At 73.3% G+C, this 25,133-nt stretch carries 25 protein-coding genes; 18 read left to right on the forward strand and 7 right to left on the reverse strand.

Features of this window, described 5'->3' with window-relative positions; genetic code table 11:
- The first annotated feature begins 100 nt into the window (after nt 1-100).
- From ACFQH9_RS21405 to ACFQH9_RS21425, 5 genes are all read left to right on the forward strand, one after another.
- Nucleotides 101-622: a YflT domain-containing protein gene (locus ACFQH9_RS21405; protein WP_037042874.1), complete on the forward strand. Its 522-nt coding sequence runs from the start codon at nt 101-103 to the stop codon at nt 620-622.
- A 200-nt stretch (nt 623-822) separates the two neighbouring features.
- Nucleotides 823-2,214: an ABC transporter substrate-binding protein gene (locus ACFQH9_RS21410; RefSeq protein WP_379568208.1), complete on the forward strand. Its 1,392-nt coding sequence runs from the start codon at nt 823-825 to the stop codon at nt 2,212-2,214.
- Nucleotides 2,214-3,164 (forward strand): carbohydrate ABC transporter permease, encoded by a 951-nt coding sequence (locus ACFQH9_RS21415; protein WP_379568210.1) that lies wholly within the window; start codon nt 2,214-2,216, stop codon nt 3,162-3,164. The genes ACFQH9_RS21410 and ACFQH9_RS21415 overlap by 1 nt, the downstream gene beginning before the upstream one ends.
- 74 nt (nt 3,165-3,238) lie before the next feature.
- On the forward strand, nt 3,239-4,066 hold the full coding sequence (locus ACFQH9_RS21420) for a carbohydrate ABC transporter permease (RefSeq protein WP_345381016.1): 828 nt from the start codon (nt 3,239-3,241) through the stop codon (nt 4,064-4,066).
- 4 nt (nt 4,067-4,070) lie between these two features.
- A complete protein-coding gene (locus ACFQH9_RS21425) occupies nt 4,071-5,270 on the forward strand; it encodes an ABC transporter ATP-binding protein (RefSeq protein ID WP_379568212.1) in 1,200 nt (399 codons plus the stop codon).
- A 139-nt stretch (nt 5,271-5,409) separates the two neighbouring features.
- On the opposite strand, the gene ACFQH9_RS21430 is transcribed toward ACFQH9_RS21425, so the two are convergent.
- Nucleotides 5,410-6,663, reverse strand: a complete 1,254-nt coding sequence (locus ACFQH9_RS21430; protein WP_379568247.1) for an ROK family transcriptional regulator — start codon at nt 6,661-6,663, stop codon at nt 5,410-5,412.
- 107 nt (nt 6,664-6,770) lie between these two features.
- Here ACFQH9_RS21430 and ACFQH9_RS21435 point away from each other — a divergent pair, with 107 nt between their 5' ends.
- The 5 genes from ACFQH9_RS21435 (at nt 6,771) to ACFQH9_RS21455 (ending at nt 12,631) form a co-directional block, all read left to right on the forward strand.
- Nucleotides 6,771-8,279, forward strand: a complete 1,509-nt coding sequence (locus ACFQH9_RS21435) for a sugar ABC transporter ATP-binding protein (protein ID WP_379568249.1) — start codon at nt 6,771-6,773, stop codon at nt 8,277-8,279.
- A 155-nt stretch (nt 8,280-8,434) separates the two neighbouring features.
- On the forward strand, nt 8,435-9,349 hold the full coding sequence (locus ACFQH9_RS21440) for an ABC transporter permease (RefSeq protein ID WP_379568251.1): 915 nt from the start codon (nt 8,435-8,437) through the stop codon (nt 9,347-9,349).
- 44 nt (nt 9,350-9,393) lie between these two features.
- Nucleotides 9,394-10,458, forward strand: a complete 1,065-nt coding sequence (locus ACFQH9_RS21445; RefSeq protein ID WP_379568214.1) for a substrate-binding domain-containing protein — start codon at nt 9,394-9,396, stop codon at nt 10,456-10,458.
- Between the two features lie 20 nt (nt 10,459-10,478).
- The gene (locus ACFQH9_RS21450) at nt 10,479-11,633 is read left to right on the forward strand and encodes a Gfo/Idh/MocA family protein (RefSeq protein WP_379568253.1); all 1,155 of its coding nucleotides are present in this window, start codon (nt 10,479-10,481) and stop codon (nt 11,631-11,633) included.
- Complete coding sequence (locus ACFQH9_RS21455; protein ID WP_379568216.1) at nt 11,630-12,631, forward strand: sugar phosphate isomerase/epimerase family protein; 1,002 nt, start codon at nt 11,630-11,632, stop codon at nt 12,629-12,631. The genes ACFQH9_RS21450 and ACFQH9_RS21455 overlap by 4 nt, the downstream gene beginning before the upstream one ends.
- A 49-nt stretch (nt 12,632-12,680) precedes the next feature.
- Here the strand turns inward: ACFQH9_RS21455 and ACFQH9_RS21460 are convergent, their stop codons facing one another.
- From ACFQH9_RS21460 to ACFQH9_RS21470, 3 genes are all read right to left on the reverse strand, one after another.
- On the reverse strand, nt 12,681-13,103 hold the full coding sequence (locus ACFQH9_RS21460; RefSeq protein WP_379568218.1) for an SRPBCC family protein: 423 nt from the start codon (nt 13,101-13,103) through the stop codon (nt 12,681-12,683).
- 103 nt (nt 13,104-13,206) lie between these two features.
- Nucleotides 13,207-14,046, reverse strand: coding sequence for a ParB N-terminal domain-containing protein (locus tag ACFQH9_RS21465; protein ID WP_379568220.1), 840 nt, complete (start codon nt 14,044-14,046; stop codon nt 13,207-13,209).
- Nucleotides 14,047-14,694, reverse strand: a complete 648-nt coding sequence (locus tag ACFQH9_RS21470; protein WP_379568222.1) for a metallophosphoesterase family protein — start codon at nt 14,692-14,694, stop codon at nt 14,047-14,049.
- A gap of 77 nt (nt 14,695-14,771) precedes the next feature.
- Between ACFQH9_RS21470 and ACFQH9_RS21475 the strand changes: the two genes are divergently transcribed.
- A complete protein-coding gene (locus ACFQH9_RS21475) occupies nt 14,772-16,352 on the forward strand; it encodes a class I SAM-dependent methyltransferase (RefSeq protein WP_379568224.1) in 1,581 nt (526 codons plus the stop codon).
- 2 nt (nt 16,353-16,354) lie between these two features.
- On the opposite strand, the gene ACFQH9_RS21480 is transcribed toward ACFQH9_RS21475, so the two are convergent.
- The gene (locus ACFQH9_RS21480; protein WP_379568226.1) at nt 16,355-17,347 is read right to left on the reverse strand and encodes a DUF5914 domain-containing protein; all 993 of its coding nucleotides are present in this window, start codon (nt 17,345-17,347) and stop codon (nt 16,355-16,357) included.
- Between the two features lie 173 nt (nt 17,348-17,520).
- Here ACFQH9_RS21480 and ACFQH9_RS21485 point away from each other — a divergent pair, with 173 nt between their 5' ends.
- Nucleotides 17,521-18,030 (forward strand): hypothetical protein, encoded by a 510-nt coding sequence (locus tag ACFQH9_RS21485; protein ID WP_379568228.1) that lies wholly within the window; start codon nt 17,521-17,523, stop codon nt 18,028-18,030.
- A gap of 54 nt (nt 18,031-18,084) precedes the next feature.
- On the opposite strand, the gene corA is transcribed toward ACFQH9_RS21485, so the two are convergent.
- On the reverse strand, nt 18,085-19,110 hold the full coding sequence (corA, locus tag ACFQH9_RS21490) for a magnesium/cobalt transporter CorA (RefSeq protein ID WP_379568256.1): 1,026 nt from the start codon (nt 19,108-19,110) through the stop codon (nt 18,085-18,087).
- A gap of 382 nt (nt 19,111-19,492) precedes the next feature.
- Between corA and ACFQH9_RS21495 the strand changes: the two genes are divergently transcribed.
- A complete protein-coding gene (locus ACFQH9_RS21495) occupies nt 19,493-19,996 on the forward strand; it encodes a MaoC family dehydratase (RefSeq protein WP_379568230.1) in 504 nt (167 codons plus the stop codon).
- A 119-nt stretch (nt 19,997-20,115) separates the two neighbouring features.
- On the opposite strand, the gene ACFQH9_RS21500 is transcribed toward ACFQH9_RS21495, so the two are convergent.
- Nucleotides 20,116-20,511 (reverse strand): NUDIX hydrolase, encoded by a 396-nt coding sequence (locus tag ACFQH9_RS21500; protein ID WP_379568232.1) that lies wholly within the window; start codon nt 20,509-20,511, stop codon nt 20,116-20,118.
- A gap of 98 nt (nt 20,512-20,609) precedes the next feature.
- Here ACFQH9_RS21500 and ACFQH9_RS21505 point away from each other — a divergent pair, with 98 nt between their 5' ends.
- Genes ACFQH9_RS21505 through ACFQH9_RS21525 form a run of 5 tightly spaced genes read left to right on the forward strand, consistent with a single transcriptional unit; the run spans nt 20,610 to nt 23,532 of the window.
- Complete coding sequence (locus tag ACFQH9_RS21505) at nt 20,610-20,771, forward strand: hypothetical protein (protein WP_379568234.1); 162 nt, start codon at nt 20,610-20,612, stop codon at nt 20,769-20,771.
- A complete protein-coding gene (locus ACFQH9_RS21510; RefSeq protein WP_379568236.1) occupies nt 20,771-21,334 on the forward strand; it encodes a PH domain-containing protein in 564 nt (187 codons plus the stop codon). The genes ACFQH9_RS21505 and ACFQH9_RS21510 overlap by 1 nt, the downstream gene beginning before the upstream one ends.
- 38 nt (nt 21,335-21,372) lie before the next feature.
- Nucleotides 21,373-22,257, forward strand: a complete 885-nt coding sequence (locus ACFQH9_RS21515; RefSeq protein WP_379568239.1) for a PHP domain-containing protein — start codon at nt 21,373-21,375, stop codon at nt 22,255-22,257.
- Between the two features lie 37 nt (nt 22,258-22,294).
- Nucleotides 22,295-23,224, forward strand: coding sequence for a RecB family exonuclease (locus ACFQH9_RS21520; RefSeq protein ID WP_379568241.1), 930 nt, complete (start codon nt 22,295-22,297; stop codon nt 23,222-23,224).
- Nucleotides 23,221-23,532: a hypothetical protein gene (locus ACFQH9_RS21525; protein WP_379568243.1), complete on the forward strand. Its 312-nt coding sequence runs from the start codon at nt 23,221-23,223 to the stop codon at nt 23,530-23,532. The genes ACFQH9_RS21520 and ACFQH9_RS21525 overlap by 4 nt, the downstream gene beginning before the upstream one ends.
- The last annotated feature ends 1,601 nt before the right edge of the window (nt 23,533-25,133 follow it).

The following is a 25,133-nucleotide window of genomic DNA, read 5'->3' on the forward strand; positions in this document are numbered from 1 at the left end:
CGTGACCAGGGCGAGGGCACTTCGGCGCGGCCCCGGTCGTTGACATCATGGGCACCGAGATGTCCGAGGTGTCCAGTCGGCCGTACCGAGGAGAGAGCCCGTGACCACCCCGTTCGGCGGCAGCGGACAGCCCGCACCGGGCCTGCCCAACCTGCCCACCCCGCCCACCGGTTGGCCGGTCGGCTCGTACGCCACCTACGAGGAGGCGCAGCGGGCGGTCGACCATCTCGCCGACAGCGACTTCCCCGTGCGGGACGTGACGATCGTCGGCGTCGACCTGATGCTCGTCGAGCGGATCGTCGGGCGGCTGACCTGGGGGCGCGTGCTCCTCTCGGGCGCGGCCTCCGGCGCCTGGTTCGGTCTGTTCGTGGGCCTGCTGCTCAGCCTGTTCAGCACCGGGGGCGGCGGCGTCGTCCGGATCGTGGTCGCCCTGCTCGGCGGCATCGTGTTCGGCCTGGCCTTCGCGGCGGCCCAGTACTGGGGCACCCGCGGCCGCCGCGACTTCACCTCGGCCAGCCAGATGGTCGCCGGCCGGTACGACGTGCTGTGCCAGCCGCGCAACGCGGAGAAGGCCCGCGAGCTGCTGGCGAAACTGGCGATGGGTACCGCCGCCGGCGCCTGAGCGCAAGCCGGACTCGTCCGTTCGCGTCCATCTCGGTGTGATCAGGTCTCGGCTTGGTCACTGCCGCGATCTCGGATTGCGGGGTGCCCGAACCCGACATAGGTTGCCTCTACCGGTCGCTCATCGTGACCGGGGTCACACGTGTGCGACGCCGCCGAGTCCGTACCGGCGCCTGCGCGTCGCCGGAACGGGAGGCCGGGATGGGGCAGCCGCCGGGAGCGCGGGGCGGGAGGGCCGACGGGCCGGGCGGGAGGCGCCGCCGCGGGCGTCGCTGGGCCGCCGCCGGCAGTGCCGTGCTCGCCGCGGCGGTGCTGGCCGGGTGCGGGGCCGAGGCGGCCGGGCCGCCGACCCTCAACTTCTACACACCGGCGGACGGCGCCACCCAGTACGCCCAGGCGGCCGAGGACTGCACCACGGCCGCGAACGGCCGGTACACGATCGCCCAGCAGACCCTGCCCAAGGGCGCGGACGACCAACGGCTGCAGCTCGCCCGCCGGCTCGTGGCGGGTGACACCGCCGTCGACATCGTCGGCATCGACGTCACCTGGACCGCCGAGTTCGCGAAGGCCGGGTGGCTGGAGAAGTTCCCGCCCGCGGTGCGGAGCCAGGTCGAGCAGGGCACGCTCGCCGGCCCGCTCGAGACCGGCACCTACCAGGGCGACCTCTGGGCCGCCCCGCTCAACACCAATACCCAGATCCTCTGGTACCGGTCGGACCTCGTGCCCACCCCGCCGAAGACGTGGGACGAGATGATCCAGATGTCCGAGGCGCTGCACCAGAAGGGTCTGCCCTCCTACATCGAGGTCCAGGGCGCGCAGTACGAGGGCCTCACGGTCTGGTTCAACACGCTCGTCAACAGCGCCGGCAGCCAGATCGTCGACGAGAGCGGCAAGGTCCTCATCGCCGAGCAGCCCGGGTCGGGGGACGCGGAGGAGGCCGCGACGATCATGAAGCGGGTGGCGTCGTCGCCCGCGGCGGACCCGTCGCTGTCGGTGGCCAAGGAGAACGACGGCCGGCTGGCGATGGAGGCCGGCACCGCCGCCTTCCAGATCAACTACCCGTTCGTCTACGCCTCGATCAACACCCCGCCGCCGGACGGCGGCGGTGGCGGCACCTTCATCGACGAGCAGGGCAGGCCCGCCGCCACGGACACCGGCCGCCAGGTCGTGGACGTGTTCAAGTGGGCGCCGTACCCGTCGGTGAACCCGGGCGAGCCCGCCAAGGTCACGATCGGTGGCCTGAACCTCGGCGTGAGCAGCACCTCGCTGCACAAGGACCTGGCGTTCGAGGCCGTGCAGTGCCTGCGCAACAGGGAGAACCAGCTGCGCAACGCCGTCGACGGCGGTGTCCCGCCCACGCTGGAGGCGCTGTACTCGGACCCCGCGTTCCAGCAGGAGTACCCGGCCTGGCAGGCCATCAAGGAGTCGCTGGACAACGCGAGCGTGCGGCCCAAGACGGCCGCCTACCAGAGCATCTCGATCGTGATCTCGGATCTGCTCAACCCGCCCGCGGACATCGACCCCGCCGCCGTGCCGGCCGAGCTCGCCGACCAGATCGTCCGCGCGCAGAACTCGGAAGGGCTGGTGCCGTGATGGCTGCACCGACCGTGTCGTCGGAGACCAGGTCCGCGCCGGTCTCCCACCGCAAGGGCAAGCCGGAGCTGTCGGAGGGCAAGAAGGCCGAGCGTCGCCTCGGGCTCCTGCTCTGCGCGCCCGCCGCGATCATCATGGTCGCGGTCACGGCGTACCCGATCGTCTACGCGCTCTGGCTGTCCTTCCAGCGCTACGACCTGCGGTTCCCGGCGGACCGCGCGTTCGCCGGCTTCGCCAACTACGCCGCCGTGCTGACGTCGGAGTACTGGTGGCGCGCCTTCCTGGTCACGATGATCATCACGATCGTCTCGGTGGCGATCGAGTTCGTGCTCGGCCTGGCCCTGGCGCTGGTCATGCACCGCACGATCGTCGGGCGCGGCCTGACCAGGACGGTCGTGCTCATCCCCTACGGCATCGTCACGGTGGTCGCGGCGTTCAGCTGGCAGTTCGCCTGGACGCCGGACAAGGGCTACCTCGCGGCGATGCTGCCGGAGGGTGCGGCGCCGCTGACCGGCCAGGTCTCGGCGATCGCGCTGATCATCCTCGCGGAGGTCTGGAAGACCACGCCGTTCATGGCGCTGCTGCTCATGGCCGGCCTCGCCCTCGTGCCGGACGACCTGCTCAAGGCCGCCCAGGTCGACGGCGCCGGGCCGTGGCAGCGGCTCACCCGGATCATCCTGCCGATGATGAAGCCGGCCATCCTGGTCGCGCTGCTGTTCCGCACGCTCGACGCCTTCCGCGTGTTCGACAACATCTACATCCTCACGCAGGGGTCCAACGGCACCGGCTCGGTGTCCATGCTCGGCTACGACAACCTGTTCAAGGCCTTCAACCTGGGCATAGGCTCGGCGATCAGCGTCCTGATCTTCATCGCCGTCGCGTTGATCGCGTTCCTGTTCATCAAGATATTCGGCGCGGCGGCGCCCGGGTCCGACGAGGGGAAGCGCTGATGGCCAGCACGACCAGCCCAGCAGTGGAGTCCCGGCCGGCCGCTCCGACGAAGGGCTCGTCCAAGGGCGCGGGCATGTCCGAGGGGCAGAAGAAGACCTGGTGGGCGGTCGCCGACCTGGTCGTGCTGCTCTACGCGCTGGTGCCGGTCCTGTGGATCCTGTCGCTGAGCTTCAAGACCACCGACACGATCACGGACGGGAACTTCTTCCCGCGCAGCTGGACGCTGGACAACTACGCGCAGATCTTCCAGATCGGGCTCTTCACGTCCGCCCTGGTCAACTCGATCGGCATCGCGCTGATCTCGACGGTGCTCGCCGTCGTCATCGGCACGATGGCGGCCTACGCCATCGCCCGGCTGGACTTCCCGGGCAAGAAGGTCCTCGTCGGCGTCTCGTTGCTGATCGCGATGTTCCCGCAGATCTCGCTGGTCAGCCCGCTGTTCGACATCTTCCGCGGGATCGGCATCTTCGACACCTGGCTCGGCCTGATCCTGCCGTACATCACCTTCGCGCTGCCGCTGGCGATCTACACGCTCTCCGCCTTCTTCCGGGAGATCCCGTGGGAGCTGGAGAAGGCGGCGAAGATGGACGGCGCCACACCGCTGCAGGCCTTCCGCTCGGTCATCGTCCCGCTGGCCGCGCCGGGCGTGTTCACCACGGCGATCCTGGTGTTCATCTTCTGCTGGAACGACTTCCTGTTCGCGATCTCGCTGACGTCGACCAGCCGCTCGCAGACGGCGACGGTGGCGATCGCGAACTTCACCGGCGCCTCGCAGTTCGCCGAGCCGACCGGGTCGATCGCGGCCGCGGCCGTGCTGCTCACCATTCCGATCATCGTCTTCGTGCTGTTCTTCCAGCGCCGGATCGTCGCCGGGCTGACCTCCGGCGCAGTGAAGGGATAACCCGATGGCCGACATCGTCCTGGACCACGTCTACAAGCGGTACCCCGACGGCACCCTCGGCGCCGACGACGTCAACATCGAGATCGCCGACGGCGAGTTCATCATCCTCGTCGGCCCCTCCGGCTGCGGGAAGTCCACGACCCTCAACATGATCGCCGGGCTGGAGGACATCTCCGAGGGCGAGCTGCGCATCGGCGGCCAGCGCATGAACGAGCGCGCGCCGAAGGACCGCGACATCGCGATGGTGTTCCAGTCCTACGCGCTCTACCCGCACATGACGGTGCGGGAGAACATGGCCTTCCCGCTCAAGCTGGCCAAGGTCGACAAGGCCGAGATCGACCGCAAGGTCACGGACGCCGCCACGATCCTCGACCTCACCCAGCACCTGGACCGCAGGCCCGCCAACATGTCCGGCGGCCAGCGCCAGCGCGTCGCGATGGGCCGCGCGATCGTCCGCAGCCCCAAGGCCTTCCTCATGGACGAGCCGCTGTCGAACCTCGACGCCAAGCTGCGCGTGCAGATGCGCACGATGGTGTCGAAGCTGCAGCAACGGCTGGAGACGACCACGGTCTACGTCACGCACGACCAGACCGAGGCCATGACGCTGGGGGACCGGATCGTCGTCATGCGCAGTGGCGTGGTCCAGCAGATCGGCTCGCCGCAGCACCTCTACGACCACCCCGCCAACCTGTTCGTCGCCGGGTTCATCGGCTCGCCGGCCATGAACTTCCTGCCCGCGCGGCTGGAGAACGACACGCTCCGCACCGCCCTCGGCGACCTCGCGCTCACCGACGAGCTGCGCCGGACGCTGTCCGCGTCGGGGGCGGAGCGGGACGTGATCGTCGGCATCCGGCCGGAGCACTTCGAGGACGCCGCCCTGATCGACGAGGGCGTCCGCCACCAGGGCTCGACGTTCACCGCCCAGGTCGACGTGCTGGAGTCGATGGGCTCGGACAAGTTCGCCTACTTCACGGTGGAGGAGCAGGCGACCTCGGACGAGCTCGCCGAGCTGGCCGCCGACGCGGGCACCGCGGACGTCCCGGGCGGCGACGCGGGCTCGCTGGTGACCCGCCTCTCCGCCGCCTCCCACGCCAGCGAGGGCCAGTCGGTCGACGTGTGGGTGGACACCTCCAAGCTGCAGGTCTTCGACCCCCGCACGGGCCGCAACCTCACCACCAGCGAGGCCGCCCCCGCCACCGTCTGACCCGCGAGTCGGCACTTCCGGTGCACCGAGTCGCACATCCCGGGAGCTCCCGGGATGTGCGACTCGGACGCATGAAACCGCCGACTCGCGGTGCGTGAGCTGCCGACCCGCGGTGCGGGAGCTCGCGACTCGCGGGGGCTCAGGCGCCCAGGAGGAGGCCGACGGACTCCGCGGAGAGCACCCGCTCGATCCCCAGGACCGTCGCGCCCGCGACCCCCGCGTACTCCCCGAGCACGCTGTTGGTGAGCACGAGGTTGCGGGTGGCCAGGGGGAGCGCGCGTTGGTAGACGACGCTGCGGACGCCGGCGAGCAGCTCGTCGCTGGCCGCGGTGAGTGAGCCGCCGATCGTCACGCGGGCCGGGTTGTAGAGGTGGACGAGGGTCGCGACGAGCTCGCCGATCAGCCCCGCCGCCTCGCGGACGGCGGCGACGGCGCGGGCGTCGCCGCGGCCGAGCATCGCCCGGACCTCGGCGATCGAGGGCGCCTCGTCGCGGTGGCCGAGGCGGCGCGCGATGGCCCCGGCCGAGGCGACGGCCTCGATGCAGCCGACGTTGCCGCACACGCACGCGTCGTCGGGCGCCCCGCGCACGCGCACGTGCCCGATGTCGCCGGCCGCGCCGTCCGCGCCGTGGTGCAGCGAGCCCCCGCCGGTCACGAGCCCCCCGCCGATCCCGGTGCCCACCTTCACGAACAGCAGCGGGATCTGGTCCGGTGGCAGCGCCCGGGCCTCGCCGAGCGCACGCAGGTTCACGTCGTTCTCCAGCACGGCCGGGCAGCCGAACGTCTGCTGGAGCCGGGCCGTGACGGGGTAGGCGTGCCAGCCGGGCATGATCGGCGGCCGCACCGGGATCCCCAGGTGGTTGTCGACCGGCCCGGGCAGGCCGATCACGACCGCCCGGGCGGGCACCGTCGAGCCGCCGCGGAGCCGGGTGAGCTCGGTCTCCACCATCCGGAGCACGGTCTCCGGCCCGTCCGTGACGTCGAGGTCGATGTGGGTGTGCGCCAGCACCCGCTGGCCGAGGTCGGTCACGGCGAGGTGCGCGCCCCGCGCGCCGACGTCGGCGACCAGGACGCGCCCGCCCCCGGCGGCGAGGGCGAGCCGGTCCGCGGGACGGCCCCGGCCGGCCGTCGGCCGCAGCCCGTCGACCCGGAGCAGCCCGCCGGCGAGCAGCTCGTCGACGGCGGTGCTCACCGTGGTCCTGGCCAGACCGGTCGCGGCGACCAGGTCGGCCTTGCTGAGCGCGGTGCCCGACGCGACGAGCCGGGCGACCGTGCTGAGCAGCAGCGCCGGGTCGAGGCGCCCGGACTGCGGCGGGGCGCTCAGCCGCAGCGCCGGCAGCAGGGCGGAACCGGGCAGCGTGGCCCGGGGTGTCGTCGAGTGCGGCAACGCCATTGTCACGCCCCGATATCATCCGAAAAATAGCCGGAAAGGGCATTATTCGGTCGTTGCACGGCGCTGGTCAACGCTTCTACTTTCCCCCCGTGGCGTCACTGCTGACGATGCGCGGGATCGTGAAGACCTTCCCCGGTGTGCGCGCGCTCGACGGCGTCGACCTCGACGTCGCCCCCGGCGAGGTCCACTGCCTGCTCGGGCAGAACGGCGCCGGCAAGTCGACGCTGATCAAGGTGCTGGCCGGCGCCCACCGGCCGGACGCGGGCGCGATCACGTGGGACGGCGCCCCGGTCACCTTCGGCTCGCCGCACGCCGCCGACGCCGCGGGCATCGCCACCATCCACCAGGAGCTCGACCTCGTCCCCGGGCTGTCGGTCGCGGAGAACGTCGTCCTGGGCCACGAACCCGCCCGGCTCGGCTTCACCCGCCCGCGCGACGCCGAGCGGACCGCCCGGCGGCTGCTCACCCGCCTCGGCCACCCGGAGATCCCGCCCCGCCGCGAGCTCGGCGACCTCTCCGCCGCCGGCCAGCAGATCGTCAGCATGGCCCGCGCGCTGGCCCGGGACGCCCGGTTGATCGTCATGGACGAGCCCTCGGCGGTGCTCGACCCCGAGGAGGTGCGCAACCTCTTCCGGGTCATCCGCGAGCTGACCGCGGACGGCGTGGCCGTCGTCTACATCTCCCACCGGCTCGAGGAGATCCGCGAGATCGGCGACCGGGTCACCGTGCTGAAGGACGGCCGGACCGTCGCCCGGAACCTCCCCGCCCGGACCACCCCGACCGCCGACGTGATCCGGCTGATGACCGGCCGCTCGATCGAGTACGTGTTCCCGCCCTCGGCCGGCGGGGCCGGCGAGGTCGTGCTCGAGGTCGAGGGGCTGGGGCGTGCGGGCGAGTTCGCGGACGTGTCGTTCGCGGTGCGGGCGGGCGAGGTGGTCGGGCTCGCCGGCCTGGTGGGCTCGGGCCGCTCGGAGATCCTCGAGACGATCTACGGGGCCCGGCGCGCCGACACGGGCGAGGTCCGGGTGCGCGGCCGCGTGCTGAAGCGCGGCTCGGTGCCCGCCGCCGTCCGGGCCGGGCTCGGGCTCGCGCCGGAGGAGCGCAAGAGCCAGGGGCTGCTGCTCGACGAGCCGGTGATGCGCAACGTGTCCCTGCCGGCGCTGCGCCGCTTCGCCCGCGGCGGGTTCCTCGGCGGCGAGGCCGAGCTGGCCGACGCCGGCGTGGTCACCGCGCAGCTCGACGTCCGGCCCGCCGACCCGCGCCGCCCCGCGCGCACGCTCTCCGGCGGCAACCAGCAGAAGGTCGTGCTGGCCCGCTGGCTGCTGCACGGCTGCGACGTGCTGCTGCTCGACGAGCCCACCCGCGGCGTCGACGTCGGCGCCCGCAGCGAGATCTACGGGCTCGTGCGCCGGCTCGCGGGCGAGGGCGTGGCGGTGGTGCTGGTCTCCAGCGAGGTGCCCGAGGTGCTCGGCCTGGCCGACCGGGTGCTGGTGGTGCGGGAGGGCCGGATCGTGCACACCGGCCCGGCCGCGGAGCTCGACGAGCACCGGGTGCTCGACCTGGTCATGGAGGGAGCGGACGTGGTCGCCTACGGACGTCCCACGGAGGTGCAGTGATGAGCGAGCAGAGCCGGACGTCCGAGGCGGCGTCCGGGGCAGCGTCGGGGGCGACGTCCGGGGCGCAGGCGCCGTCGACCCCTGCGCCCCTGCCCGGGAGGCCCGAACCCTCGCGCGTGGTGCGGCTGCTGTTCGAGGGCGGGGCCGGGCGCAACATGGGCCTCGTCGCGGTGCTGGTGCTGCTCGCGGTGGTCGGGATCGTGACGGCGCCGCAGACCTTCCCCACGGTGTCGAACCTGCTGACCGTGCTGACCTCGGCCTCGATCATCGGCGTGCTCACCGTCGGCGTCACCTTCGTGATCATCGGGGGCGGGATCGACCTGTCCGTCGGCAAGGTGATGGCGCTGGCGTCGGTGTGGGCGACGACGGTGGCGACGCAGTCCTTCGGTGCGCTCGTGATGATCTTCTGCGCGCTGGCGGTCGGCGTCGGCGCCGGGCTGGTCAACGGCCTGCTGATCGCCTACGGGCGCATCGTCCCGTTCATCGCCACGCTGGCCATGCTGATCTCGGCGCAGGGCCTGGCCGAGCTGATCTCCGGCCGGCGCAGCCAGATCGTGACCGACCCGGTGATCGCGGCCATCGCGAGCACCCGGATCCTCGGCGTCCCGCTGCTCGTCTACCTCTTCGCCGTGGTGATCGCGGTGGGCTGGGTCGTGCTGAACCGCACCACCTTCGGCCGCCGCACCTTCGCGATCGGCGGCAACCCCGAGGCCGCGCGGCTGGCGGGGGTGGACGTACGGCGACACACCGTCCTGCTCTACGTCGTGTCGGGCCTGTGCTGCGGCATCGCGGCGATCATGATCGCCTCGCTCACCACGACCGGCTCGAGCACGCACGGCACCCTCTACGAGCTCGACGCCATCGCCGCGGTGATCATCGGCGGCACACTGCTCACCGGCGGCCGCGGCACGCTCGTCGGCTCGATCCTCGGCGTCCTCGTGTTCACCGTGATCACCAACCTGTTCGTGCTGAACAACCTCGCCATCGAGGTCCAGAACATCGCCAAGGGCGCGATCATCGTGATCGCGGTGCTGATCCAGGCCCGCGCCCGGCGCTCGTCCACCACCTGACCCCGTCGTCGTCCGGTCGCTGTCCACGAAGGAGTGCGAGAGCCATGTCCGAATCCCTGCTGCCCGGAGGCCTCGGCCGCCGCGGCTTCCTCGCCGCGCTCGGCGTCGGCGCGGCCGCCGCGGTGGCCGCCTGCACCAGCAACGAGGCCCCGGCCGGCGGCTCCGGCGCCAACGTCGCCGCGGCCGCCGGCGACAACGCCACCCCCGGTGCCCCCGTCACCATCGGCTTCTCCGCGCCCGCGGCCGACCACGGCTGGATCGCCGCGATCGCGAACAACGCCAAGGCACAGGCCGCGCAGTACCCCGACGTCACCTTCGCGCCGGTGAACCCGACCAACGACGTCGCCCAGCAGATCGCCGCCGTCGAGACCCTCATCAACCAGAAGGTCGACGCCCTGGTCATCCTGCCCAACGACGGCAGCCAGCTGACCAGCCTGGGCCGCCGCGCCATGGACGCCGACATCCCGGTGATCAACCTCGACCGGATCTTCGACTCGCCGCTGGCGTACCGGACCTGGATCGGCGGCGACAACTACGGCATGGGCGTCAGCGCGGGCACCTACATCGGCGACCGGCTGCGCGCCGCGAACATCACCAACCCGGTCATCGGCGAGATCGCCGGCATCGACAACCTGCCGCTGACGCAGGAGCGCAGCAAGGGCTTCGCCGACGCGCTGGCCTCCTACGGCTACTCGGTCGGCCCGCGCCAGGCCGCGGACTTCACCGCGCAGGGCGGGCAGCGGGTCACGGCGAACCTGCTGCAGGCCGCCCCCAAGCTCGACGCCCTCTGGAACCACGACGACGACCAGGGCATCGGCGTGCTCGCCGCGATCAACCAGGCGGGGCGCAACGAGTTCTTCATGGTCGGCGGGGCCGGCTCGGCCAACGCCATGCGGGACATCCAGGCCGACAACACGGTGCTCAAGGCGACGGTGACCTACAGCCCGACCATGGCGTCGTCGGCCATCGCGCTGGCCAGGCTCGTCGCGCAGAACCGCGGCATGGGCGACCTGGTGGAGAAGGAGGTCCCGACGTCGATCACGCTGGCCTCGGCGACCATCACCAAGGAGAACGTCGCCGCCTACCTGCCGCTGGGCTTCGAGTCGTGACGCCGCCGCTCGGCGTCGGCATGATCGGCTACGCCTTCATGGGCGCGGCCCACTCGCAGGCGTGGCGGACGGCGGCGCACGCCTTCGACCTGCCGCTCGCCCCGCAGATGGCGGTGCTGTGCGGCCGGGACCCGGACGCGGCCCGGGCGGCGGCCACCAAGCTCGGGTGGCGCGAGGTCGAGACGGACTGGAAGCAGCTGCTGACCCGGGACGACGTCGCGCTCGTCGACGTCTGCAGCCCGGGCGACACGCACGCCGAGATCGCCGTCGCGGCCCTCGACGCGGGCAAGCACGTGCTCTGCGAGAAGCCGCTGGCCAACACCGTCGACGAGGCGCGGGCGATGGTCGCGGCCGCGGAGCGCGCGAAGGCCCGCGGGGTGCGGTCCATGGTCGGGTTCAACTACCGCCGGGTGCCGGCGATCGCGCTGGCCCGGCGGCTGGTCGAGCAGGGCCGGATCGGCCCCGTCCGGCACGTGCGCGCGGCCTACCTGCAGGACTGGATCGTCGACCCGGAGTTCCCGCTGGTCTGGCGGCTGCAGCGGGACAAGGCGGGATCGGGCGCGCTGGGCGACATCGGCGCGCACATCGTCGACCTCGCGCAGTACGTCGTCGGCGACCGGCTCACCGGCGTCTCGGCGCTCACCGAGACCTTCGTCAAGGAGCGGCCGCTCGCCGCGGCGTCCGGCGGGCTGTCCGGCGCGGGCGGCACCGAGCGCGGAGCCGTGACCGTCGACGACGCGGCGCTGTTCCTCGGCCGCTTCGCCGGCGGCGCCCTCGCCTCGTTCGAGGCCACCCGCTTCGCGACCGGGCGCAAGAACGCGCTGCGGCTGGAGATCAACGGCGGCAGCGGGTCGCTGGCCTTCGACTTCGAGAACATGAACGAGCTCTGGTTCCACGACGGCACCGAGGACCCGGACACCGCCGGCTTCCGGCGCATCCACGTCACCGAGCCGACCCACCCGTACGCGGGCGCCTGGTGGCCGCCGGGGCACGGGCTCGGCTACGAGCACACCTTCGTGCACGAGGTGGCGGACCTGGTGCGCGACATCGGCTCCGGGCGGGACCCGGTGCCGTCGTTCGCCGACGGGCTGCAGGTGCAGCTGGTGCTCGCCGCGGTCGAACGGTCCGCGGCCGGCGGCAGCTGCTGGGAGACGATCGAGGGGGACGCGTCATGAGACCGGTCACGCTGTTCACCGGGCAGTGGGCCGACCTGCCCTTCACCGAGGTGGCCCGGCTCGCGGGGGAGTGGGGCTACGACGGGCTGGAGATCGCCTGCTGGGGCGACCACTTCGACCCGTGGGCCGCCGTCGAGGACGACGGGTACGTCCAGGAGCGGCGCGACATCCTGGAGAAGCACGGCCTGCAGGTCTTCGCGATCTCCAACCACCTCACCGGCCAGGCGGTCTGCGACGACCCGATCGACGAGCGGCACAAGGGGATCGTGCCCGCGCGGGTGTGGGGCGACGGCGAGCCCGAGGGCGTCCGGCAGCGGGCGGCCGAGGCGATGAAGGTGACCGCCCGCGCCGCGGCGAAGCTCGGGGTGCGCACCGTCGTCGGGTTCACCGGCTCGTCCATCTGGAAGACCGTGGCGATGTTCCCGCCCGTCCCGCAGTCCATGGTGGACGCGGGCTACCGGGACTTCGCCGACCGCTGGAACCCGATCCTCGACGTGTTCGACGAGGTGGGCGTGCGGTTCGCCCACGAGGTGCACCCGTCCGAGATCGCCTACGACTACTGGACGACGGTCGCGGCGCTGGAGGCCGTCGGGCACCGCGAGGCGTTCGGGCTGAACTGGGACCCGAGCCACTTCGTGTGGCAGGACCTCGACCCGGTCGGGTTCCTGTGGGACTTCAAGGACCGGATCTACCACGTCGACTGCAAGGACGCGAAGCGCCAGGTCGGCAACGGGCGCAACGGCCGGATGGGCTCGCACCTGTCGTGGGCGGACCCGCGCCGCGGCTGGGACTTCGTGTCCACCGGGCACGGCGACGTGCCCTGGGAGGCCTGCTTCCGGATGCTCAACACCATCGGCTACGACGGACCGGTGTCGGTCGAGTGGGAGGACGCCGGCATGGATCGGCTGGTCGGCGCGCCGGACGCGCTGCAGTTCGTGCGGCGCAACCTGTTCGACCCGCCCGGCGCGGCCTTCGACTCGGCCTTCGGCGGCGGCTGATCCCGCGGACCGACCGGGCTCGTGACCCGGCTCGTGTCCGGGGGCCGTCTCACGCGGACTCCGCCCGCCGTTTCAGCCCCTCGGCCTCGAGGTCGACGTACCGGCGCACGGTCCGCGCCATCAACGGCCACGCCAGCCGGCCGAGCGGGCCGGTCTGGCCGAACCGGAGGACGAGGGTGCAGCCGTCCGGGTCGGAGCGGACCTCGTGGTCGGCCGCGGAGTGCAGGCCCGGGGCGTGCGACACCCAGGAGAACGACCGCCCGGGCTCGACCCGGGTCACGGTCCAGACCGCCGCGGGCAGGCGGGGCTGGCGGACCCGGACCCGTTCCCCGACGCGCAGCGCGCCCTCGTGCTCACGGCGGACCGAGGTCATCGACGGGGTCCACTCCGGCCAGGACTCGACGTCCTCGACGGCGGCCCACACCCGGTCCGGCGCGGCGGCGACGGCGATCTCCCGCTCGTAGGAACCCACGAGCCCCATCCTGCCCGCGACCCGCCCGAGGACAACCGGGTTCGCGCCGTCGCCCGCGCCCGAGGACGACCGCGCTCGCGCTGTCGGCCCGCGCGGGCGCGGGTCAGCCGGGGTCCGCGCGCAACCGCTCGACCACCTCGTCGTCCCAGCGGTGGGTGCGCAGCAGGCGGTAGCGCTGGCAGGCCAGGTGCAGGTAGGCGTCCGTCTCCGTGCGCCCGCCGATCAGGTCGGCCTGCGCGAGCATGCGCACGACCGGCCGGTACTCCTCGGCCCACCAGCGCCGGGCCACGGTCTCCCGGTCGAGGTAGCGGCCCTCGCTCTGCATGAGCCGGAAGCCCCAGGCCTCGACGGTCTCGGACAGCTCGGCGTAGTTCCAGGCGTCGCGGACCTCGATCGTCGCGAGCTGGGCGCGGCCGAGCGGGACGCGGTCGAGGAAGACCCGCCGCAGGTCCTTCGTGATCAGGTCGCCGCGGTGCACGATGCCCTGCGGGTCGATCCTGGTGGTGACCTCGGTGACGACCGCGTCGATCGTCCGCAGCCCGAGTGCGTGCGCGACCGAGACGCGGTGGTGCCCGTCGCGCACGAAGTGCAGCTCCCCGACCCGGTACAGGTCGACCGGCGGGATGGTCTCGCCGCGGCGCTGGGCGCGGGCCAGGCGCTCCCAGCGCTCCCGGGAGTGCCGGCTGCGCGGGCGGAACCAGCGGTCGAAGTCCGCGGTGCGGTCGACGCTGCCGACGATCGAGTCGAGGTCCACGATGTGGATGCCCGGCAGGCGCCGCTCGCCGGTGCGCCCCAAAGCGGCCACGACCTCGTCGAACGGGAGGATCTCGGAGACGTCGTCGGGCACCCGGCGGAGCCACGCGGCCAGCCGGGAGAGGACCTGCCTGCGGCGCAGGCGCAGGAAGTCGTGCTCCGCGTCGGCCTGCGGGAATCCGGTCTCCACTCAGAGCTCCAGCACTTTCCGGCCGACGACGTTGACGACCCGGGTGGTGCCGAGCATGCGGTCCGGGACGGGCTCACCGTAGGGGTGGATGTGGCCGTGCACCAGGAAGCGCGGCTGCAGCTGCGCGACCACGCCGTGCAGGCAGACGAAGCCGCGGTGCGGGCCGTCCTCACGGTCGCCGCAGTGCCGCGGCGGGGCGTGCGTGAGCAGGACGTCGACGCCCCGGCCGTCCTTGCGCCGGGCCCGCTTCGCCAGCCGGACCAGCCGCTTCGCCCGCCGCGTCTGCTCGGCCTCGGTCCACTGGTTGGGCCCGGGCCGGTAGCGCAGGCAGCCGCCGAGGCCCGCGATCCGCAGCCCGCCCGCGTCGACGACGCGGCCGTCGGCGTTCTCGAAGCCGGCCGGGCCCGGCCACTCGCAGGGGTGCCCGGCGCTGGTCCACAGCCCGCGGCGCTGCCGGAAACCGCCCAGGTCCCGGTCGTGGTTGCCCGGGACCATCACGGCCGGCCGGTCCAGCGCGTCGGCGATCGCCGCGAGGTAGTCGAAGGGCAGGTCGCCCGCGGCCAGGACCAGGTCCACCCCGGTCCGCCGGGCGGCGCCGCAGCGCAGTCCGGGGATCTCCTCGTCGGCCACGGCCAGGGTTCGCACCATCGCCCGACCAGCCTATTCGGTCCGGGCCCGGCGCGCGTCCCCTTGGGCGCGCCCCCGGGATGGGCCAGGATCGGGGCGTGAGCGGAACGGACACCAGCGTGCCGGAGACCGTGCTGCCGGCGGCCGACACCGCCCTGGACCAGCCCGCCCGGGCCTTCGACCGGATCGTCCGCACCAGCGACGCCTACCGCGCGCAGCTGCGGACCACGATCCACCGGATGGGCCTGACCGGGCGCAAGCGGACGCTGCTGGTCCTGGGCTGCGGCAGCGGGGCGCCGGTGCAGGGGGTCGTCGACGAGGCGCCGGGGTGGAAGGTGGTGGCCCTCGAGGAGTCCGCCGAGCTCGTCGGGATGGCGCGCCGCGAGCCCTGGCCGCCGGACTACTGGTTCCTGCACGGCACGCTCGGCACCCTCGACGAGGTCCTGCGCGCGGAGGGCATCGAGCCCCGGTTCGACGCGATCCTCGTGGTGTTCCAGATGCGCCACCAGCGCAACCTCGACGACACCCTCGACTACCTGCTCGAGCTGCTCGAGCCGGGTGCGCCGCTCGCGGTGCACGAGTACTCGGTGCGCGGCGACCGCGCCGCGCGGCTCCGCTGGACCGCCGCGTGCTGGCTGGACTACCTGCCGCGGATCCGGATGCGCGGGCGGGTGCCGGGCATGGCGTCCTTCCTGTGGCACTCGGTGCTGCGCTTCGACTCGGCGCGGACCTTCAAGGAGCGGATGGAGGTCAGCGGGTTCACGGACGTCCGGGTGCAGACGGTCGGCGGGTGGCAGGAGCACGTCCTCTACACCTTCCTCGGGCGCAAGCCGGAGGACGAGGGCGACGAGCCGCTCGACGACCTGGACGCCGGTGATCCCGCCTCGGAGTCCGCCCACGACTCCGCGGCCGACGGGGGGACGGACACCCCGCCCGTCGCCTCCGCGCCGGTCCCGGGGCCGCGGCCGAGCCCGGCGGACCGGCCCGAGTGGGGCCCGGTGTCGCGGCGGGACGAGCCGGACGACGAGGTCTTCGACCTCGACGAGGAGGAGGACGACACCGGGTACGAGTCGCGCGGGGGCCGCGGCTCCGACGGGGACCCCGACGATCTCGAGGCCGATCCCGCGCCGACCTCCTACGCGGACATGGACGAGTTCGCCGACAACCACGAGCTCGACGGCACGGACTACCTCGACGACCCGCGCGAGGTCGAGCTGTTCACCCACGCCGACCCCGACGCCGAGACCCCGCGCGAGGGGCTGCCGGTGGTGGACGCGCGGTCGGCGGGCGAGGAGGTGGACGCGCGCCGGCGGGGTGAGGTGAGGGACGCGCGGCCGGACGGCGAGGAGCCGGCGGAGGACTCGGCTGCGGACTCGGCTGCGGACTCGGCTGAGGACTCGGCTGCGGAGTCGACGGAGGAGCCGGCGGAGGGCGAGACCACGGCGGAGGGCACGGCCGCGTCAGAGAACCCGGCTGCGGCGGAGGGCACGGCCGCGACGGAGGCTGAGGCGCCGGTCGAGGGGGAGAGACCGTCGGACGGCGGAACCGCTCCGGCGAAGGCTCGGGTCCGCAACCTCGTCCGTGGCTCCCGCCGCGGCTCCGCGGCGACCGAGCCGGCGGGGTCGCCGTGGCTCCGCCGGTCCGAGCGCGAGGCCGTGCGGCGCGAGCGGGAGCGGTAGGCCTACCGGGTGCGCACCGTGTAGCGGCGCTCCGCGTAGGCGATGTCGTCCTTCCACAGCCGGGCGGCGGTGGCGCGTACCAGCGGGCGCAGTGCCCCGCCCACCTTCGCGACGTGCGCGAACCCGGTGCGGTCGGAGTAGGCGACGACAGCCTCGATCACCGCGGTCCGGGGCGCGCCGTCGGGCCCGGGCCCGAGCGGGGTGGCGTGCGTCTCGACCACGCTGCCGGTGCCCTCGCCGTCGACGATCTCCATCGTGACCGTGCGCGGCTCCGGGCAGCTGAAAGCCGCGTGCACCGGCACCCCGATCCGCCCGGCGACCCGGAAGCTGACCTCCACCAGGAAGCGGTCCTCGGCCTCGGAGACGCCGGGGGAGGGCGCGTCGAGCACCCGCAGCGTGGCGAACGAGTACGGGTGGAACCAGGCGCCGTGCCACGGGTCGAGCCGGTTGGCGACCACGTCCTGCGGCTCGCACCGCCCGATCACCGTCGCGACCGCGGCGAACGAGCCCTCCGCCGGCGGCCGCGGGCCCAGCACGGGCGCCTCCGTGGGGCTCTCGCCGGGCGACAGCAGCTCGTCGAGCCGGACCCAGGCCAGCACGCCGTCGTCGTGCGCGGGGAGCGGCGACCAGCCCGGCCGTCCGCCGGCCCCGAGCGCGAGCCCGTGCCAGCGGCAGATCAGCTGTCCGTCGTGGACCGGGGCGTCGCACAGGGCGGCGCCGAGGTGCGGGCAGGCCCCCGGACCGACGTGCAGCGCACCGGACCCGTCCCGCCAGGCCACCAGCTCCCGGCCGGCCACGGTCCGCCCGAACGCCCTGCCCGGTCCCACCTCCCGGCTCGCGGCGAGCACCACCCACCCGCCCGACGGGCGCGCGGCGGCCCGTTCGGTCGCGGCCCGGATCAGCGCGGGGCTCGCGCCGCGCCAGGACGGTTCCTGCTCCGCCCACGGGGGCGTGCGCAGCAGGCGGAGGGGGGTGACGGGACGGCGCTTCGGCACGGGTCGAAGGCTAGCCAGCCCCGGCGGATCCGCGAGCCGAGCCTGCTCCACCGAGGTCGTGAGTGGAGACGGCCGCCGGAGCGACCCCTCGTCGCGCACCGGTTCCCGGGGCGCCCGAGCGCCGACCCCGTCGTGTCTGGACGACGGGGACGGGCTCCGGCACGCTGCCGGTCATGACCGAGAAGGAGGCCCGCGCTCAGGGCGAGCAGGACCCGGTGGGCGCGCCCTCCACCGACGGCGGCGTCGCCTCGGCCGGCAGCGTCGGGACCGCCGACAGCGTCGCCGTCGCGGGCAGCGTGGACACGGCCGGCAGCGTCGCGGTGGCCGGGAGCGTGGGGACGGTCGGCAGTGCCGGCGTGGTGCGGAGCGCGGCCACGGCCGGCAGCGCCGCGGTGGCCGGGAGCGTGGCGACGGCCGGCAGTGTGGCCGTGGCCGGGAGCGCGGCCGCCGCCGGCAGCGTCGCGGTGGCCGGGAGCGCCGCCACCGCCGGGAGCGTCGGGATCGTGGCCAGCGTGCTCACGGTCCTCGGCGTCGGCCTCCGGAGGTGCGTGCTCACCCTGGCCTGTGTGAACTGCACGCGGTGCGTGGGCTGCATCGGGTGCGTCGACTGCGTGGACTGCGTCGGGTGCATCGGCTGCGTCGGCCTCCGCGGCGCGGTCGGTCAGCGCGCGGTCCACGCCTGACACGCCGGGCCCGGCCACCCGTCGTCGGACGGGCGGCCGGGCACCGGTACCCGGTCAGAGCCAGCCGTTCCTGCGGAAGTTGCGGTAGAGCAGGCCGCAGGCCAGCGCGATCACGAGGATCACCAGCGGGTAGCCGAACTGCCAGTGCAGCTCGGGCATGTAGTCGAAGTTCATCCCGTAGATGCCCGCGACCATCGTGGGCACGGTGATCAGCGCGGCGTAGGCGGTGATCTTGCGCATGTCCGAGTTCTGCCGCATCGACACCTTGGCCAGCACCGCGTCGACCAGCGTGGTCAGGAGCTCGTTGAAGCCGGCGACGCGCTCGGCGACCCCGGACAGGTGGTCCTCGATGTCCCGGAAGTAGCTGCGCACCTCGTGCGGGATCAGCGAGCTGTACCCCTCGGTGATCTTGTGGAGCGGCTTGAGCAGCGGCGTGACCGCGCGGCGTAGCTCGAGGATCTCGCGCTTCATCACGTAGATCTGCTCGGGGTCCATCGTGGTGCGGGGGGCGAAGACCTCGGCCTCGAGCTCGTCGATGTCGTCCTCGATCGCCTCGGTGACCTCGAGGTAGGTGTCGACGACGTGGTCGGCGATCGCGTGCAGCACCGCGGCAGGACCCAGCGCGAGCTGCTCGGAGTCCTCCTCCAGCTTGCGCCGTACGGCGGCCAGGCCGGTGTGCTTGCCGTGCCGGACCGTCACGACGAAGTCCCGGCCGACGAAGGCCTGCACCTCGCCCGTCTCGACGATCTCGTTGCTGGTGGTCGGCTCGGCGTGCCCGACGTAGCTCACGGTCTTGAGCACCATGAACAGCGTGTCGTCGTAGCGCTCGAGCTTGGGCCGGTTGTGCGCGTGCACCGCGTCCTCGACCGCGAGCTCGTGCAGCCCGTAGGTCTCGGCGATGCCGGTGATCTGGTCCTCGGTGGGCTCGTGCAGGCCGATCCACACGAAGCCCTCGCCGCGCTCGCGGACCTCGTCGATGGCCGCGTCGTGCGTCCAGCGGCCGGGCAGCCGCTCGCCGTCGACGTAGACGCCGCAGTCGACCACGTAGGCCGAGACCGGCACGCGCAGCCGCGGCAGCACGCTGGTGTGGGCGTTGCGCCCGAGGCGGGCGCGGGAGCCCGCCGCCTTGAAGGCGGGGCGGAGGGAGGACAGGGGCGGCACGGCGCACCTCCTGCGGCGAGTGTCGGGCGGGGACGCGGGGGAGGGCACGCCTCGCCGGACGCCGCAGGAATGAGAGGGAGTGACTCGGGAGTGACTCGGGAGTGACTCGGGAGTGACTCAGCCCACGGCGGGCGCGGCGGGGACGCGCTCGGTACTACTGCCTGGCGCCGGATCCATCGCGCGTCCACCTCCTCCGCCACTCGACGGCCGTGCGTGACCGTGATCGCGCCGCGCCTCCCGGGCGCGGGCCAGCGGCTAGATTACCCGGCCGTACGGATTGTCGGCGATGGAGGCGAGAACGTTGCAGTTCGGCCGTTACTACGAGGAGTTCGAGGTCGGGGCGGTGTACAAGCACTGGCCCGGGAAGACGGTCACCGAGTACGACGACCACCTCTTCTGCCTCCTGACGATGAACCACCATCCCCTCCACATGGACGCGCACTACGCGGAGGAGACGACGGACTTCAAGCGCAACGTCGTCGTCGGGAACTACATCTACTCGCTGCTGCTGGGCATGTCCGTGCCGGACGTCTCGGGCAAGGCGATCGCGAACCTCGAGGTCGAGTCGCTCAAGCACACCAAGCCGACCTTCCACGGCGACACGATCTACGGGGAGACCGAGGTCCTCGACAAGACCGAGTCGAAGTCGAAGGACGACCGCGGCGTGGTCTACGTGGAGACCCGCGGCTACAAGCAGGACGGCACCGTCGTGTGCACCTTCCGGCGCAAGGTGATGGTTCCCAAGCGGAGCTACGGCGACACCCGCGGCGGGGAGCAGCCGGGCCGCCCGGTGCCGGCCTCCTGAGTCGATCCGGGACGAACGGCACTCTCGCGCACCCCTGGTGAGCGAGGGTGCCGTTCGTGCATCGGGGTGCGGGTGCGGCGGGGCGGCACGGTGCGGCGCGTTCGGCGGGGCCGCCGGGGTCAGCGCGGGAGGACCGCCCAGCCGGCGAGCGTCTCGGCGAGGCCGTCGACGAGGGGGAGCGCCGCGAACTCGGCGGCGTCGACCCAGCGGGCGTCGGCGGCGTCGTCGCCCGGGGTGAGCGCGCCGCCGACGACGGTGCAGCGGTAGTCCGCGATCCGGTACGGTCCGATCAGGACCGTGCCGACGTGCGGCCCGGGCTCCACGGTCAGTCCGGTCTCCTCCGCCATCTCGCGCACGAGCGCTGCGGAGTCGTCCTCGCCCGGCTCGACGTGCCCGCCGGGCAGGGACCAGAGCCCTCGCCCGGGCTCCGTGCCCCGTTTGATCAGCAGTAACCTGCCGGACGCGTCGTGCGCGATAGCGCCCACACAGGGGACGTGTCGGCTACCCTCGGTCATCGGTGGGAACGGTACGCTCCCCGCGTGGCCGTATCCTCACGTCGGGGATGTCGGTATTTTCTGATCTTGCCAGCTCCTCCTGCCGGAACGGTGGTCGTGTGAACGTCAAGAAGCTGACCGGGTTGATCGTCATCGCCCTGGTTGTGTTCTTCATCGTGACGAACCCCAGCGGCGCCTCGGGTGCCGTGAACGGCATCGGCAACTGGCTGTACGGCGTCGGCACGAACATCACGACCTTCCTCTCCAGCCTGGCGCCCTGATGCTCGCGCCCCGGGAGATCGACGAGTACCTGCTCCCCACCGAGCGGCGGGTCATCCGGGTGCGCCAACACTGGGCCGTCATGATCCCGCACATCACGCAGACGGCGCTGTTCCTCATCGCGATGATCGCGATCGACCGGCTGCTGGAGGGGCGGGTCGGCGAGCCCGGCGGGTTCGGCGAGGCGCTCGTCGACAACCTGACCTTCTACCTGGCGCTGGTCGCCGTGCTGCGCTTCGTGGTGAACTCGATCCTCTGGTGGATCGAGCGGATCGTGATCACGGACAAGCGGGTGATGCTCGCGCAGGGCATCATCACGCACAGCGTCGGCATGATGCCGCTCGGCAAGGTCACCGACCTCACCTTCGAGCGCAGCATCGGCGGCCGGTTCCTGGGCTACGGCACGCTGATCGTGGAGTCCGCCGGCCAGATCCAGGCGCTGAACCGGATCGACTACATGCCGCGGCCGGAGGAGATCTACGAGGCGCTCTCCGAGCTGGTGTTCGGCGAGAAGGGCAAGACCCGGGCCACGGGCATGCTCGCGAAGAGCCGCTGGCGGCGGTGAGCGGCGCCGATCCCGCCCGCCTGATCTAGGGTCGGCGCGTGGCCCTGATCGACCTGCACACCCACTCGACCGTCTCGGACGGCACCGAGACCCCGGAGGAGCTGGTCGCGACGGCGGCCGCCGCGGGCGTCATGACGCTCGCGCTCACCGACCACGACACCACCGGCGGCTGGGAGCGGGCCGCCGCGGTCCTCCCGCGCGGGATGCGCCTGGTCCGCGGGGCGGAGTTCTCCTGCGTGAGCCCGACCGGGCGGCCGGAGACGCCCGGCGACAAGGCCACCGTCTCCGTGCACGTGCTCGGCTACCTGTTCGACCCGGAGCACCCCGCGATCGTCGCCGAGCAGCGCCGGCTGGTGGCCGAGCGCGTCGAGCGGCTGCGGGCGATGGCCCGCAACGTCGCCGTCGACCATCCGCAGCTCGACGCCGAGCGCGTGTTCGACCTGGTCCCCGAGGGCACCACGCCCGGTCGCCCGCACCTGGGGCGGGCGCTGGTGGCGGCCGGCGTCGTCGGGTCGGTGAACGAGGCCTTCGCCAGCATCCTGCGCACCGGCAGCAAGTACTACGTGCCGAAGTCCGACACCCCGGTCGAGCGGGCCGTCGAGATGATCGTCGAGGCGGGCGGCGTGGCGGTGTTCGCGCACCCGCTGGCACGCCGGCGCGGGCGGGTCATCGAGACGTCGGTGCTGGCCGATCTGGCCCGGATCGGGCTGGCCGGCGTGGAGGTCGACCACCCCGACCACGACCCCGCGGACCGGGAGCTGCTGCGGGGCGTCGCGGGCGAGCTCGGCCTGGTCCCGACCGGGTCGAGCGACTTCCACGGCACCAACAAGACGACCCCGATCGCCGCCGAGACGACCGCGCCGGAGGCCCTCGAGGAGCTGCTCGCGAAGGCCACCGGAGCGGAGGTGCTGGAGGGCGCCTGATCGCGGGCCGCGCCCGCCCGGCCGGTACCGTGTCGCGGTGCCCGGTTCCTCCTCCCGCGCCGCCGGGAGCGGCGGCCAGCTCGGCTTCGACGACCTGCTCGACGATCTCGTCGACGACCCGGGCCTGCCCGCCGGGGCCGCCCGGGAGGCCGCCCGCTGGGCCCGGCCGCTGGTGCGCATCACGCCCGCTCGGCTCGCGACCTGGGAGTCCTGCCCGCGGCGCTACCGGCTGACCTACGTCGAGAAGCCCCCGCCGCCGCGCGGCGGCCCGCGGGCGGCGAGCACCCTGGGCGCGGTCGTGCACCTCGCGCTGCGTGCCCTCTACCTGCGCCCGGCCCGCGAGCGGACCCCCGAGCAGGCTGCAGCGCTCGTCGACCGCAACTGGTCCGGCGAGGGCTTCCGCGACTCGGCCCAGGAGACGGAGTACCGCGGCCGGGCCCGGGACTGGACGGCGGACTACGTGGCTGAGCACGTCGAGGGCCGACCGGAGCCGCTGGGCGTCGAGCGCTGGGTGTCGGCCCCGACCGCCGCGATCGTCGCCGAAGGTCGGGTGGACCGGATCGACGCCTCCGGGAACGCGGCGGTGATCGTCGACTACAAGACCGGGCGGCACGTGCCCGAACCGGCCGACGCCCGGGACTCGGCCGCGCTCGCGTTCTACGCGCTCGGCGCCGCGCGGACGCTGCGCCGCGACTGCCGTCGCGTGGAGCTGCACCACCTGCCGACCGGCACCGTCGCCGCCTGGGAGCACGACGACGCGTCCCTGGCCGCGCACGTCGAGCGGGCCGAGCGCGGTGCCCTCGAGGCCGCCGACGCCGCCGACGCCCTCGCCGCGGGCGGCGGCGCCGACGCCCTCTTCCCGCCGCGCCCCGGCTCCCGGTGCGCCGCCTGCGACGTCCGCCGGCACTGCCCCGAGGGCCAGGCCGTGGGCCCGGCGGCGGCGCCGTGGGACGACCTGGTCCCGTGACGGCGGCGCGGACCCGGGCGCACCGGGGGCGGGGCCTGCCCGGGCGGGTGCTGCGCGGGACCTCGGGGGTCCTGGCCGCCGGGCTCGTCGGGCTGTTCGTGGTGCTGCTGGCGGGCTGGGCCTTCACCACACGGACCGGCTCGGCGGGGCCGGGGACGGGGATGCTCGTGGGCCACGGGCTGGCCGCGGCCGCCGCCGTCGTCGCGCAGGTGGTGGCGGACCGGCGGGACGGGCGCGCGGGCGCCCTCGCCGCCTGGCTCGTGATCGGAATCGCGGTCGCGGTGCTCGGAGGCTACTGGCTCTTCTGAGGAGTGGGTTCCGGAAGCACCGGTGCTCGCAGGAGCGTGACCCCCGCTCGTCGCACACCGCCCGCCCTCGCACCTGCCCCGACCTCGCACACCCGCTCCGACGCACACCGGGTCCGAGGTTGCACCTGCGGTCCGAGGTTGCGCACGCGGTCCGAGGTTGCGCACGCGGTTCGAGGTTGCGCACGCGGTTCGAGGTTGCGCACGCGGTTCGAGGTTGCGCACGCGGTTCGAGGTTGCGCACGCGGTTCGAGGTTGCGCACGCGGTTCGAGGTTGCGCACGCGGTTCGAGGTTGCGCACGCGGTTCGAGGTTGCGCACGCGGTTCGAGGTTGCGCACGCGGTTCGAGGTTGCGCACGCGGTTCGAGGTTGCGCACGCGGTTCGAGGTTGCGCACGCGGTTCGAGGTTGCGCACGCGGTTCGAGGTTGCGCACGCGGTTCGAGGTTGCGCACGCGGTTCGAGGTTGCGCACGCGGTTCGAGGTTGCGCACGCGGTTCGAGGTTGCGCACGCGGTTCGAGGTTGCGCACGCGGTTCGAGGTTGCGCACGCGGTTCGAGGTTGCGCACGCGGTTCGAGGTTGCGCACGCGGTTCGAGGTTGCGCACGCGGTTCGAGGTTGCGCACGCGGTTCGAGGTTGCGCACGCGGTTCGAGGTTGCGCACGCGGTTCGAGGTTGCGCACGCGGTTCGAGGTTGCGCACGCGGTCCGAGGTTGCGTACGCGCCGGGCTCGGGACACCCGTTCCGGCCTCGTACACCCGTTCCGACCTCGGGACACACCCCGGGCGTCGGCGACACATCCCGTCGACGGGGTGTGGAACGCGCTTCCGGGTGTGCCGGCGGTCGAGGGAGCGGTTGAACGGGAACCGGCTGCCCGCGACGGACAGTGGGGCGGATCGGCCGGGATCTTGTCCGGCTTGCACACCCGTTCCGGCCTCGGGGCACACCCCGGAGCGTCGGCGATGCACCCCGTCGACGGGGTGTGGGACGCGCTTCCGGGTGTGCCGGCTGTCGAGGGAGCGGTCGAACGGGAACGGGGCGCAGCGGGGTGCCCGCGCCGGAAGTGGGGCGGCGTGGGCCGGGATCTTCTCCGGCTCGCACACCCGCTCCGACCTCGGGACACACCCCGGGCGTCGGCGACACATCCCGTCGACCTGGTGCGGGACGCGCTTCCGGGTGCGCCGGCTGTGGAGGAGCGGTTGAACGACAGCGGGTGCCCGCGACGGGCAGTGGGGCGGATCGGGCCGCGATCTCGCCCGGCTCGCACACCCCGATCGTCGCGGCACAGGCCGTCGACGGGATGTGTCACGGACGTCGAGGGTGTGCTCTCGGACACGGCTGGGTGTGTGGCGGCCTGGCGGGGTGCGGCGACCCGGCCGATGCGCGGCAGCTGGGCGGGTGCCGCGGCCTGGTGGGTGTGCGGCGGCCCGGCGGGTGCGAGGCGAACGGCAGGGTGTGTGGCGCGCTTCCGGGTGTGCCCGCTGGGAGGAGGCGGTCGAACGGAGAGCTGGGTGCCTCCGACGGGAGCGGCGCGGATCGGGCCGGGATCTCGTCCGGCTCGCACACCCCTGCTGACGACGGCTGAAAGCTGACCCTCTGGCGACGG

This window comes from Pseudonocardia lutea, from assembly GCF_042658055.1.
GTDB lineage: Bacteria > Actinomycetota > Actinomycetes > Mycobacteriales > Pseudonocardiaceae > Pseudonocardia > Pseudonocardia lutea.